The 12308-nt window shown below is 69.1% G+C and carries 12 protein-coding genes; 7 read left to right on the top strand and 5 right to left on the bottom strand.

What is annotated here, in order from left to right:
* Positions 1-90 precede the first annotated feature (90 nt).
* Together GRF61_RS20860 and nadA are read left to right on the top strand one after the other, a co-directional pair.
* Positions 91-543, top strand: coding sequence for a rhodanese-like domain-containing protein (locus GRF61_RS20860; protein ID WP_169152544.1), 453 nt, complete (start codon positions 91-93; stop codon positions 541-543).
* Between the two features lie 67 nt (positions 544-610).
* The gene (gene nadA / locus GRF61_RS20855; RefSeq protein WP_169152543.1) at positions 611-1711 is read left to right on the top strand and encodes a quinolinate synthase NadA; all 1101 of its coding nucleotides are present in this window, start codon (positions 611-613) and stop codon (positions 1709-1711) included.
* Positions 1712-1781: 70 nt separating this feature from the next.
* On the opposite strand, the gene GRF61_RS20850 is transcribed toward nadA, so the two are convergent.
* The 3 genes from GRF61_RS20850 to GRF61_RS20840 all read right to left on the bottom strand — a co-directional run bounded on the left by GRF61_RS20850 (position 1782) and on the right by GRF61_RS20840 (position 6564).
* Positions 1782-3251 carry a class I SAM-dependent methyltransferase gene (locus GRF61_RS20850; protein WP_169152542.1) on the bottom strand — a complete coding sequence of 490 codons (1470 nt, stop codon included), beginning with the start codon at positions 3249-3251 and terminating at the stop codon, positions 1782-1784.
* Between the two features lie 8 nt (positions 3252-3259).
* Positions 3260-4234: an alpha/beta hydrolase-fold protein gene (locus GRF61_RS20845; RefSeq protein WP_169152541.1), complete on the bottom strand. Its 975-nt coding sequence runs from the start codon at positions 4232-4234 to the stop codon at positions 3260-3262.
* A 92-nt stretch (positions 4235-4326) separates the two neighbouring features.
* A complete protein-coding gene (locus GRF61_RS20840) occupies positions 4327-6564 on the bottom strand; it encodes a FepA family TonB-dependent siderophore receptor (protein WP_169152540.1) in 2238 nt (745 codons plus the stop codon).
* A 13-nt stretch (positions 6565-6577) separates the two neighbouring features.
* Here GRF61_RS20840 and GRF61_RS20835 point away from each other — a divergent pair, with 13 nt between their 5' ends.
* The 5 genes from GRF61_RS20835 to clsB all read left to right on the top strand — a co-directional run bounded on the left by GRF61_RS20835 (position 6578) and on the right by clsB (position 10840).
* Positions 6578-6724 (top strand): hypothetical protein, encoded by a 147-nt coding sequence (locus tag GRF61_RS20835; RefSeq protein WP_169152539.1) that lies wholly within the window; start codon positions 6578-6580, stop codon positions 6722-6724.
* A complete protein-coding gene (locus GRF61_RS20830) occupies positions 6721-7455 on the top strand; it encodes a response regulator (protein ID WP_169152538.1) in 735 nt (244 codons plus the stop codon). The genes GRF61_RS20835 and GRF61_RS20830 overlap by 4 nt, the downstream gene beginning before the upstream one ends.
* Positions 7452-8822, top strand: coding sequence for an ATP-binding protein (locus tag GRF61_RS20825; protein WP_211166122.1), 1371 nt, complete (start codon positions 7452-7454; stop codon positions 8820-8822). Before GRF61_RS20830 ends, GRF61_RS20825 begins: the two co-directional genes overlap by 4 nt.
* A gap of 78 nt (positions 8823-8900) precedes the next feature.
* Positions 8901-9686, top strand: coding sequence for an endonuclease/exonuclease/phosphatase family protein (locus tag GRF61_RS20820; protein WP_169152537.1), 786 nt, complete (start codon positions 8901-8903; stop codon positions 9684-9686).
* The gene (gene clsB, locus GRF61_RS20815; RefSeq protein ID WP_169152536.1) at positions 9683-10840 is read left to right on the top strand and encodes a cardiolipin synthase ClsB; all 1158 of its coding nucleotides are present in this window, start codon (positions 9683-9685) and stop codon (positions 10838-10840) included. Before GRF61_RS20820 ends, clsB begins: the two co-directional genes overlap by 4 nt.
* 88 nt (positions 10841-10928) lie before the next feature.
* Here clsB and GRF61_RS20810 read toward each other — a convergent pair whose 3' ends face one another.
* Positions 10929-11405: a CoA-binding protein gene (locus GRF61_RS20810; protein ID WP_211166121.1), complete on the bottom strand. Its 477-nt coding sequence runs from the start codon at positions 11403-11405 to the stop codon at positions 10929-10931.
* 16 nt (positions 11406-11421) lie between these two features.
* The gene (gene gluQRS, locus GRF61_RS20805; protein WP_169152535.1) at positions 11422-12306 is read right to left on the bottom strand and encodes a tRNA glutamyl-Q(34) synthetase GluQRS; all 885 of its coding nucleotides are present in this window, start codon (positions 12304-12306) and stop codon (positions 11422-11424) included.
* Positions 12307-12308: the final 2 nt, after the last annotated feature.

Raw genomic sequence — 12308 nt, 5'->3', positions numbered from 1 at the left:
GCTCGGGGAGGCGGGCATGGCGGGGAGGGCGCAGTGGGGGAGTGAGCGGATATACTTCGAGATTCACGCCATTCTAGCCGGATGCCGAACATGGGAACCCTTTCCGAGCTGCTTGCGCTTGCCCGCCAGCGGGCCAGCGATCTGAATCTGCCCTATGAAGGCGCGCTGACGCCGGCCGAGGCCTATCAGGTCTGGCAGCTGGCGCCGGGGGCCAAGCTGGTGGATGTGCGTACCCGGGCGGAGTGGGACTGGGTCGGGCGTGTGCCCGGCGCGGTGGAGATCGAATGGCTGACCTGGCCGGGCAGCCAGCCGAATCCGGCTTTTCTCAACCAGCTGCGCCAAGCGGTGGATCCGGAGGCGCTGGTGATGTTCCTGTGCCGCTCCGGCGGTCGCTCGGACGCAGCGTCGAAGGCGGCGGTCGGCGCCGGTTACAGCAACTGCTACAACATCCTCGAAGGCTTCGAAGGCGACAAGGATGCCAACGGCCAGCGCAACCACATCGGCGGCTGGCGTCATGCCGGCCTGCCCTGGCAGCAGGGCTGAGCGCGGCGCCGGGAACCCCCGGCTGCGGCGGCAGCCTGAATCACCTCCTCTTCAGCGAGTCAGCACCATGCAAGTGGCCCCCATTAGTTTCGATCGATTCAACGTGCTTCAAGATGAGGAGGCGCAGGAGCGCATCCGTGCCGCCCGCGCCCGGCTGGGCGAGCGTGCGGTGCTGCTGTGCCACCACTACCAGCGCGCGGACGTTTATCAGCATGCCGACCTGACCGGTGACTCGCTCAAGCTGTCGCGGCTGGCCTCGCAGACCGACGCCGAATTCATCGTCTTCTGCGGCGTGCATTTCATGGCCGAAGTGGCGGACATCATGTCGCGGCCGACGCAGAAGGCCATCCTGCCCGACCTCGCCGCCGGCTGTTCGATGGCCGACATGGCCAACCTCGCCAAGGTGGAGCGCTGCTGGCGCGAGCTGGCGGAAGTGCTGGACGCGCCGGACGCGTTGATCACGCCGGTGACCTACATCAACTCCGCCGCCGACTTGAAGGCCTTCTGCGGCGAGCACGGCGGCATCGTGTGCACCTCCACCAACGCTCCCACCATTCTCGACTGGGCCTTCGCCCAGCGTGAGAAAGTGCTGTTCTTCCCCGACCAGCACCTGGGCCGCTGGACCGGCTTCAAGAAGGGCATTCCGCTGGAGCAGATGGTGGTGTGGGACCCGGACCAGGAGTACGGCGGCCTGACGCCGGAGCAGATCCGCAACGCCAGGATCCTGCTGTGGAAGGGCCACTGCTCGGTGCACCAGATGTTTCAGGAGAGCCACATCCGCCGCTGGCGCATGCAGCATCCGGACGGCATGGTGATCTCCCACCCGGAAAGCAGCCTGGACGTCTGCCGCAATTCGGACTTCGTCGGCTCCACCGAATACATCATCAACGTCATCACCGCCGCGCCGGCCAACACCCGCTGGCTGGTCGGCACGGAGTTGAACCTGGTGAACCGGCTGGCGGAAGAGATGAAGCCGCAGGGCAAGATCGTGCAGTTCATGGCGCCCACCGTCTGCATGTGTTCCACCATGCAGCGCATCGACCCGCAACATCTGGCCTGGACGCTGGAGAACCTGGCGGATGGCAATGTGGTGAATCACATCGTGGTGCCGGAACACGAAGCCGCGCTGGCCAAGATCGCGCTGGAGCGGATGCTGGCAGTGTCCTGAGCCTTTCCTGTGCGCAGCGGAAGCGGATGAAGAGCCCGGCATTGCCGGGCTTTTTCTTTTCTGGAGGGGATCAGGGGACCTGCGGCAGCACCCCAAGCCGCTGCCACGCAGGCAGGGCTTCGCGCATGAAACGCGTCATGCGTGCCGCCGCCTCGCCAGAGGCAGCATCTTCGCTGGCCGAGGCCGGGTTCAGCCACGCCTGTGCGGCCAGCAGCATGTCGCGGTCGGCCGGAATGCCGGAGGCGATGGCGGGAGCGGCCAGTGCCGGGTAATCGCCACCGTTTGCCACCGCCCGCAGGATCACGCGGTTGAGTGCCTGGGCCGTTGTGGGATCAGGCGTTGTGCCGGCGCAGGGGTGCAGGTGCCCCGCCCAGTACAGCATCTGGCAGGCCTGGTTCAGCAGGCCGCCACGGCCGTTGCGGTAGGCCGGCAGCTGCAGCAGATCGCCGAAGCGCTTCGCCTCGCCGTCGGCCAGGGCTTGCAGCAGCGGCGAGAACATTTCCGCCGGCCCGTCCACCGGGCCGATGCGGGTGTCGAAGCGCAACGCGCCTTGAGGCGGCGCGCCGGGCAGGGCGCGCATGCGCTGGGCTTCGATGACGGCGCGGTGCTCGGCGAGGCTCAGCGGCTGTGGGCCACGCTGGTAGATGTCGCGGCGCAGGGTCTGGTTGCGGGCGATGTCCTTCGCGGTTTCGCGCAGCGCGGTATCGGCGATGGCGCCGATGGCGGCCTGGGTGCCGCCGGGCAGGGAGACTGCGTCGATGTTCTCCAGCGGCGTGGCGCTGCCGAGGAAGCTGCAGCCGGCGCTGCCCGCGGCCTTGAGCATGTCGGCCACATGCAGCGGCTCCCAGTGTTCGCCGAGGAATTCGTGCGCCAGATAGCCTGGCGTGTGGCGCACGACCTGGTCCAGTTGCCGGCCCAGCTCCGGGACCACCGCGAACTGGCCGGCGCCGCCGTCGCGCAGTCCGCGCAGCAATGACAGGCCGGAGTCCAGGCCGGGAGCGACGCCGGCAAGTTCGGCGCTGCGCTGCAGAACGCGCTGCATTGCCATCATCGGCGCGCTGCCCGGCTGGCTCATGTAGGCGAGGCAGGCGATGCCGCCGGGTTTGAGCCGGCCTTCGATGATGCGCATTACCGCTTGCCGGTTGGCGGCGGAGATCCAGGACAACACGCCGTGCAGCACGACGAAATCCAGCAGTGGCAGCGGGTTGCCGTCGGCCTCCACCAGTTCGGCAAAGCTCATCTGCAGGAAGTGCGCATTGCTCAGGCCGCTTTCGGCCGCCAGCGCACGGGCATGGGCGATGGCCGCGGCGTCGAAATCCACGCCGTAGAAAGTGCCTGCCGGATTGCCCGCGGCGGCGATCAGCGTCGTCAGCCCGGGGCCGCAGCCCAGCTCGCACCAGGTGTAGGGGCCGGAGAGCGGAGGCGTGCGGTGGCCGAGGGCGGTGACGGTGGCGGCCAGCCAGCCGGGCGTGAGTTCGCGGTGGAAGTAGGCCGGGTAGGGCAGGCCGGTCTGGTAGCCGTCCTTGAGGGGCGTGCTCATGGGCGTGCTCATGGGCGGGCGGGAGCGCTCATCCAGCGCAGGCTTGGGCCGATGGAGGCGGGGAACATCGGGCCGTGGTCCAGGCCCGGGAATTCCTGGAAGGCGGTCTCCACTCCCGGTAGTTCGCCGAGACGGGCGGTGAGGGCGGGCAGGGCGTCCGGTGGCAGCGTTCCGGTGGCGCGGCTGCGTTGCGCGATGCGCTCGGGCGTCGCTCCCGGCGGGGCGTCCGGGCGCGTGGTTCGGCCTTCGCTGTCGCCGCGCAGCACCAGCAGCCGGGCGTGCCGGCCGGCCAGGCTGCGGGCGTAATCCTCGTCGCGGCCCAGGATCAGGTTGCCGTCGCGCCACCACAGCGCCGGGCTGGCGGCGGCATAGGCAGCGAAGGCTTGCGGGCGGGTGAGCAGGGTGTAGAACACGAACAGGCCGCCGTAGGAGTGGCCCCACAGCCCCTGGCGTGTGGCGTCCACCGGCACGCGGGCGGCGACCTCCGGCTTGATCCGCTGCTCGATGAAGTCGAGGAAATCGGCTGCGCCGCCATTCCTGCGTTTCGGGTCCAGCGGATCGGCCTGCGGCGTTTCGCCCGCCAGCTGCGGGGTGTAGTCGTAGGCGCGGGCGACGACGTCGAAGCGCTGCGGCGTGTCGTAGCCGATGGCGACGATCACCGGTGGGTTGGTGGCGGCAAGTTCGCCCAACAGGGTGTCGTTGAGCGCTTCGACGGCGGCGTTGCCGTCCAGCAGATAGACCGCCGGGTAGCCCTGGGCCGGCGCTGCCGTGCGCGGGCGGGCGATCACCACCCGGTAGCGGCGCTCGCCGTCGGCGGAGTCGAGCTTGAGGGTGTCGAACAGGTAGTGCGCGGAGCCGGTGGCGACGATGTTGGGGGCGGCGGAGGCTTCGAGTCGCGGCTGGGCATGGGTGACGGCGGGCAGCAGCGCGGCGAAGGCCAGCAGGGCGAGGGACAGGATCTGGGCAGTGAGCGTGCGTCGCATGGTCGGGGCGCTGAAAAGGGAAGACCGCCCGGCGGGGCCGGACGGTTCGGGCCGGCGCCTTGACTTGGCGCCGGAGGTTCGCGGGGCGGTCATCAGAACGAAGCGGTGAGGGTGGCGTAGTAAGCGCGGCCGGGCTCGTTGTAGGTGTTGGCGCCGGCGGAGCTGCCGTTGCCTTCGCGGTACAGGCGCTTGTCGAACAGGTTGCTGATGCCGACGCGGCCCTTCCACATCTTGCTGAAGTTGTAGCCGGCGCTGATGCCCCACAGGTTGTACGGCGAACGGGTTTCCAGCGCTTCGGGGTCGGTGACCGCGGTGCCGGTACTGGCTGCGCTGGTACGCGGCTTCTGCTCGCCGTAGAAGGTGCCGGTGACGACGAAGGACAGCGCGTCGGTAGGCTGCCAGTCCAGCGTGGTGTTCACCGTGTACTTCGGGATGATGGACAGCGGCTGGCCGTCCTGGTCCTTGTTGCGCTGCATGTAGGTGAAGTTGGTGCTCCAGTTGAGGGTGGGCGACAGCGGCACCAGCAGATTGCCTTCGTAGCCGGCGATCACCGCGTTGGTGGCGTTCTCCCACTGCAGCACGCTGCCGGTGAGTGCCCCGCTGGTGTTCAGGTTGGTCATGCCGGAGGTGATCTTGTTGTCGTACTTGTTGTGGAAATAGGTCAGGCCCACGTTCCAGCCCTTGTGGGTGTAGTTGATGCCGATTTCCTTATTGACGCTGATTTCCGGGTCCAGGTCCTCGTTGCCGAGCACGTAGCAGGGGTTGCTGAAGCCCACCGGGCAACCGTTGCCCATGGTGCTGTACAGATAGTTGGGATTCATCTGGTACAGGTTGGGCGCCTTGAAGGCCCGGGCGACGCCGCCCTTCAGCGTGACTTCCGGCGTGATCATGTAGGAAGCGTTCAGCGCCGGGCTCCAGTTGTTGCCGAACTCGCTATGGTGGTCCAGGCGCACGCCGGGCGTGAGGATCAGGTCCGAGGTCAGCTCGATGTTGTCCTCGACGAAGAAGGAGGTGATGGTGGCGTCGATGTCGGTGGCGCGCTGGCTGGCGGGCACCACGCCGGGCCAGGTGATGCCGCCAGCGACCGCATTCTGGATGGAGCGCGGGTCGTCCAGTTCCTGGCGGTTCCACTCCACGCCTGCGGTCAGTACCTGGCTCACACCCAGGGTGAAGGGAATGTCCACCTGGCCGTTCAGGGTGTAGCCGTCCAGCTCGCTGGTGAATTTCTCGCCGGTGTTGATGTTGCCTTCGCCACCGCCGGCGGCCCCTTCGCCCAGCCGCCGGTTCTTGGTGTTCTCGTACTGGAAGTAGGCACTGGACTTGCCGAAGGACCAGTCGCCCTTGTGCGAGATCGAGTAGGTGCGGCGGGTCATGGTGTTGGTCTCCTTGCCGAGGAAGGAGGCCGGGTTGCTGCCGGTGGCGGCGCCTTCGTCGGTGGCGCTGGAGCCCAGGTTGGTGTCGCCGGCGTAGATGTTGCCCTGGCGGGAGTAGCCATACTCGAAGTCCAGCGTCTGGCTGGCCACCGGCTTCCATCGCAGCATGGCGTTGATGTCCTTGTTGACCACGCCTTCGCGGCCGGCTGCGGTGCTGGCGCCGCTGGCGGTATCCGCCACGTTGATGTCCGGCTCGTCGCTGTCGGTCTTGTTGTAGTTGCCATAGACGCGGAAGCCGAACTGCTCGTTGATGGGTCCGCTGGTGCTGAAGTTCACCCGCCTGGTGTCGCCCTCGTCCGTATCCTCCGGCTGGTTGGTATACAGCGTCACCGAGCCGCGCAGTTCTTCCGGAATGCCCTTGGTGATGATGTTCACCACGCCGCCGGCGGCGCCGGAGCCATAGCGCGCCGCCGCCGGGCCGCGGATGACCTCGATGCTGGCCACTTCTTCCGCCGGCACCCAGTTGGAGTCGCCGCGGGTGTCGCGCTCGCCGTTGCGGCTGTAGCGCACCGAGTTGCGCGAGGTCACGGGCTTGCCGTCGATCAGGATCAGCGTGTTCTCCGGTCCCATGCCGCGCAGGTCGATCTGGCGGTTGTTGCCGCGGGCACCGGTGGAGCTGTTGCCGGTGAGATTCACGCCCGGCATGCGACGGATGATGTCGGAAAGGTCGTTGGCTGGCGGCCGCTTCTCGATGTCTTCGGCGGTGATGACGGAAACGCCGGGCGCCTGCTTCAGCGTTTCTTCCGCGGTGCCCAGCACCTGGACTTCGGCAAGCGTGGTGTCAGCGCCTTGCGCGGCGTCGCTCCCCTGCTGGGCGCGGGCGGGGGAGAGCGAGACAAAGGCGAGGCTGAGGGCGAGGGCGACCGGCGTCGGCCGGAACGGGGAGGCTACCGACATTGCAAACTTCTCCATGAGCATCGTGTTTGTGGCGGCGCCCGGGCATGAGCCCCCGGGCAGCGACTGGGATCCGCTTTCAATTGATAACAATACTCATTTAATATTGAGAAAATTTGCCGAGATGTGGCGCTTTGTGGCGCCGGTGCGAGGACTTCGATGAGTGATTCGGTACGCATCCTGGTGGTGGACGACCATGAGGACATCCGCGAGCCGCTGGCTGCCTACCTGAGCCGCTACAACCTGGAGGTGACGGTGGCGGCCGATGGCGCCGGCATGCGTAACGCACTGGCGCGCAGCCGCTTCGATCTGATCGTGCTGGACGTGATGCTGCCGGGCGAGGATGGTCTCTCCCTGTGCCGCTGGGTGCATGAGCATCTGCGTACCCCGGTCATCTTGTTGACGGCGATGGCCGATACCGCCGACCGGGTGGCCGGCCTGGAAATGGGCGCCGACGACTACATGGTCAAGCCCTTCGAACCGCGCGAGCTTGTGGCGCGCATCCGCGGCGTGCTGCGCCGCCTGCGCATGGCCCAGCCGGAGGCGATGCAAGCCCCGCGCGATGGCGTGCGCCGCTATGGCTTTGGCCGCTGGGTGCTGGACGTGGGGCGGCGGGAGCTGTACGGCGAAGGCGGCCGCGCGGTGCAACTGGGCGCGGCCGAGTTCCGCCTGCTGCAGGCGCTGGTGGAGCACCCCAACACCGTGCTCAGCCGTGAGCGCCTGCTGGACCTCATCCGCGGCAGCGACACGCCGGTATTCGACCGCAGCATAGATAGCCAGGTCAGCCGCCTGCGCAAGAAGCTGGAAGACGATTCCCGCCACCCCCGGCTGCTGCGTACCGCCTGGGGCGATGGCTATCTGCTGTCGGCCGACGTGCGGCGACTGCAGGCGTGAAACTGCTGCCGCGCACGCTGGCGGGGCAACTCGTCGGCCTGCTCCTCTCCGGCGTGGTCGCCGCCCATCTCATCGCCCTGCCCATCAGCGGCCTGGGTGGAGGCGCGATGCACCCGCTGAGCCTGCGGCAGATCCTTGAACGCTATGCCGCCGCTTACCGGGCGATGCAGGCCTGTGGCGGTTGCGACCCCCAGGCCTTGCTCGCCGCGCTGGGCGCGCAGGACGCCCGTTTCAGCCTGCTGCCGGCGCCGGCGCTGGCGGGGGCGGAGATGGACGGGGACGAAGCGGAGCTGGCAGCCTCCGTCACCCGCCTGCTCCACGCCGGCAGCGCGGCGGCGGTCGCGGTGCATCTGCAGCAAGAGCGGCCGGAGAATTCGCCGCTGGCCCGCCCGGCGGCAGCCACCGCGCATGCCACCAGCCTCACCGTGGAGTCGGCGCTGCCGGACGGGCGGGTGCTGTCGGCCAAGCTGTGGCCGGCGGTGCGCACTTCCTGGTGGCGACCGCTGGGGTTCTCGGTGCCGGTCAGCGTGCTGCCGGTGCTGCTGGTGATCTTCCTGTTCGCTCGCCGCCTGCTGCGGCCGGTGCGCGCGCTGGCGCAGGCGGCGGAGCAGATCAGCCGCGGCGAGCAGGTGGTGGCGCTGCCGGTGCGCGGCCCCAAGGAGCTGCGCGAAGTCACCGCCGCCTTCAACACCATGCAGGAGCGGCTGAGCCGCTTCGTCGCCGATCGCACCCGCATGATCGCCGCCATCAGCCACGATTTCCGCACTCCCATCACCTCGCTGCGCCTGCGCGTCGAGATGGTGAACGACCCCGGTCTGCGCGGGGCGATGACGCGCACGCTGGACGAGATGCGCGCCATGGTGGAGGAGACCCTGCACTTCGCCCGCGACGACAGCGTGCGCGAAACCACCGTCGAGGTGGACCTGTCCGAACTGGTGGCCCGCGCCGGCAGCGAGCGCGCGGCGTTGGGGCATGACGTTTGCTGGGAGGTTCCCGCCTCGCTGCCCTACCGCTGCAGGCCGGTGGCGCTGGCGCGGGCGGTGGGCAACCTGGCGGACAACGCGGTGCGCTACGGCAAGCGTGCCCGCCTGCGACTGGAGCCGCCGGCGTCGGGCGCGCTGCGCATCCTGGTGGACGACGACGGGCCCGGCATTCCGGAGGAATGGCTGGACAAGGCGTTCGAGCCCTTCGCCCGGCCGGACCGCGGGCGCAACCGCGAAGCCGGCGGTGTCGGCCTCGGCCTGGCCATCGCCCGCTCCTGCATCGAGGCGCACGGCGGCAGGGTGTGGCTGGAGAACCGGCCGGAAGGCGGCGCGAGGGCGATCATCTTATTGCCAGCCTCCGCTGCCACCGGAGCTGCCACCTGAGTTGCCCCGCTGGCGCCGGCCCGGACAAAATAGGCGTTCAGGCACACGCTTGGGAGCAACGATGCAAGGGAGATGGTCATGAGCGCGACCGCCGCGGAGAAGAGCGCGGACAGGGATCCGGTACTTCGCATCTGCACCTACAACATCCACAAGGGGTTTTCCCAGTTCAACCGCCGCATGGTGGTGCACGACCTGCGCGAGCGCTTGCGCACGCTGGACGTGGATCTGGTCTTCCTGCAGGAAGTGCAGGGCCTGAACCTGCGGCACTCCCGCCGCCATGCCGACTGGCCTTCCGATCCGCAGCACGAGTTCCTCGCCGCCGACGTATGGACGCAGACCGCCTACGGCGGCAACGCGGTGTATGACCACGGCCACCACGGCAACGCCATCCTCAGCCGCCACCAGATCCTGTCCTCCGACAACCAGGACGTTTCCGATCACCGCTTCGAGCGCCGCGGCCTGCTGCACTGCGAGGTGAAGCTGCCGGGCATGGCGCAGACGCTGCACTGCGTCTGTGTGCACCTCGGGCTGATGGCCGGCAGCCGGCGGCGGCAGATGGAGGCGCTGGCGCTGCGCATGGAACGGCTGGCGGCCGATGGCGCGCCGATGATCATCGCCGGCGATTTCAACGACTGGCGCAACCATGCGGACGATCTGCTGTGCCGCCGCCTCGGCGTGGTCGAAGCCTTCAGCGCCACCGGCGTGCCGGCGCGCAGCTTCCCCAGCGCGCTGCCGTTGTTCCGGCTGGACCGCATCTATGTGCGCGGCTTCGACGTGAAGCAGGCCAAGGTGCATTTCGGCCAGCCCTGGTCGCGCATCTCCGACCACGCGGCGCTGACGGCGGACCTGGAGCTGAGGTCTTGACCGCTTTCATCGCGGGCAACGCCATCGCGCTGCTGGAAACCGGCCAGGCCTATTTCCCCGAGCTGGAGGCCGCGCTGGACGAGGCGCGCACCGAGGTCTTCCTGGAAAGCTACATCTTCTGCCCGGACCTCACCGGCCGCCGCATCGCCGCCGCGCTGTCGCGGGCGGCGCGGCGCGGCGTGGCGGTGCACGTGGTGGTGGATGGCTTCGGCGGGCGGGATTTCGTCCGCGACCTGATGCCCGGGCTGGTGGCCGACGGTGTCAAGGTGCTGGTGTTCCGCCGCGAGTTGAAGCTGTTCTCCCTCCGCCGCCACCGGCTGCGGCGCATGCACCGCAAGCTGGTGGTGGTGGATGGCCGGCTCGCCTTCGTCGGCGGCATCAATGTCATCGAGGATTTCGAGGTCGGCGGGCCGCCGCATCCGCGCTACGACTACACGGTGAAGGTGGAAGGGCCACTGCTGGTGCCCATCTGCCAGGCGGCGCACGACCTGTGGCGGCTGGTGTCCTGGGCCAGCTTCCGCCGCCGGCTGCTGTCGCCGATGCGGGCGCTGCCGGACGGGCGTGCGGTCGGCGAGCTGCGCGCGGCCTTCCTGATCCGGGACAACCTGCGCCACCGGCACGACATCGAGGAGGCCTATCTCTCCGCCATCGCGCTGGCGGGCGAGGAGATCGTCATCGCCTGCGCCTACTTCCTGCCGGGCCGCCGCTTCCGCCAGGCGCTGGTGGAGGCCGCCACCCGCGGTGTGCGCGTCACCCTGCTGCTGCAGGGCCTGTCGGACCACCCTTTCCAGGCCCATGCCACCCGCGCGCTGTATCCCTTCTTCCTGGATCGCGGCATCCGCCTGTTCGAGTACCACCGCAGCTACCTGCACGCCAAGGTGGCGGTGGTGGATGGCTACTGGGCGACGGTGGGCTCCAGCAACATCGACCCCTTCAGCCTGCTGCTGGCGCGCGAGGCCAACGTCGTCGTCGAGGACGGTGCGTTCTCCCGCCGGCTGCGCGACAGCATCTTCCGCGCGATCGAGGAGGGGGCGCAGGAACTGCGCACCGAGGACTGGCGCAAGCTGCCGCTGCTGCGGCGCATCGCCTGCTGGCTGGCCTACCAGGGGGCGCGGCTGGCGATAGGCGTGGCCGGGTACGGAAGGCGCGGCTGAGCCGGCGGCAGCCAGGGCTGCTGCGCCCAGAGAAGGGTGTGGGAGCGCGCGGCTGGCGCCGTGTCCTGCCGGCCGCGGGCGAAGGGCTTCAGCGCGCGGCCGGCGGCGCCGGGCGGCGGGCGGAGATCACGCCGGTATTCACGCCCACCAGGTTGAGGCCGCCGAACAGGCGGGCGTATTCGATCTTCACGCAACGGTCCATGACCACCTCCAGCCCGGCGGCTTCCGCCTTGGCCGCCGCCTCGGGCGCGATCACGCCCAGTTGCAGCCACAGCGTGCGGGCGCCGATGGCGATGGCGTCGTCGGCGATGGCCGGGACTTCTTCCGGCTTGCGGAACACATCCACCATGTCCACCTTCATCGGCAGCTCACGCAGGCTGGGGTAGCACTTCTGCCCCAGCACTTCGGTGTAGGCGGGATTCACCGGGATGATGGTGTAGCCGCGGTCCTGCATGTACTTGGCGGCGAAGAAGCTGGGACGGTGCCAGTTGGCGGACAGCCCGACCACCGCGATGCTGCGGGTCTGCTGCAGTACCCGGCGCAGGCCGGCGATGTCGTCGATCATGGTGAGGTGGTCCTTGTCAGGGTTGCGGCGAGGGGGCGTGCCGCGAGCGGGGTACGGCGGCCAGCTGCCAGTTGGGCAGCGCCCATTGCCAGATTTCCCGTGTCGGCGCGCCGGCCAGCGCAGGGGGAGGATTCTGGCCGAGAAAGCGCAGGGCGGCCAGCAGCGCGGCCGCAGGCGGCTGTTCCGCCACCGCGCTGGCCAGGGTCTGCTTGGAGAGTTTCTCGCCGGCGGCGTTGGTCGCCACCGGTAGGTGGGCGTAGGTCGGGGTGGGGATGCCCAAGGCCTGCTGCAGGTGGATCTGGCGGCCGGTGGAGTCCAGCAGGTCGGCGCCGCGCACCACGTCGGTGACGCCGGCCTCGGCGTCGTCCACCACCACCGCGAGCTGGTAGGCATGCAGCCTATCGGCGCGCAGCACCACGAAGTCGCCCACGTCCCGCGCCAGATCTTCCAGCTGCGGTCCCTGGATGCGGTCGTCGAAACTCACCACACCTTCGGCGCGTACCCGCCAGGCCCGCGCTTGTCGCCCGGGTGGCAGGCCGTTGCGGCAGGTGCCGGGGTAACGGTGGGAGCCGTCGCGGGCGAGAGCGGAGTCCGCCAGTTCGCGGCGGGTGCAGGCGCAGGGGAAGGCTAGGCCCTCGGCCTGCAGGCGTTCGAGGGCGGCGGCGTAGGCCGCGCGGCGCTGGTCCTGGTAGACGATGCCGCCATCCCATTCGAAGCCGAAGCGCTCCAGCGTGGCGAGGATGCCGGCAGCGGCGCCGGGCACGATGCGCGGCGTGTCCAGGTCTTCCATCCGCAGCAGCCAGCGGCCGCCGCGGCTGCGCGCCTCCAGGTAGCTGCCGACCGCGGCGATCAGCGAACCGATATGCAGCGGGCCGGTGGGCGAGGGGGCGAAGCGGCCGATGT

This window comes from Azoarcus sp. TTM-91, from assembly GCF_012911025.1.
Taxonomy (GTDB): Bacteria; Pseudomonadota; Gammaproteobacteria; order Burkholderiales; family Rhodocyclaceae; genus Azoarcus.
The sequence above is the reverse complement of the archived record's forward strand: the minus strand, read 5'-3'. Positions and strand labels throughout refer to the sequence as shown.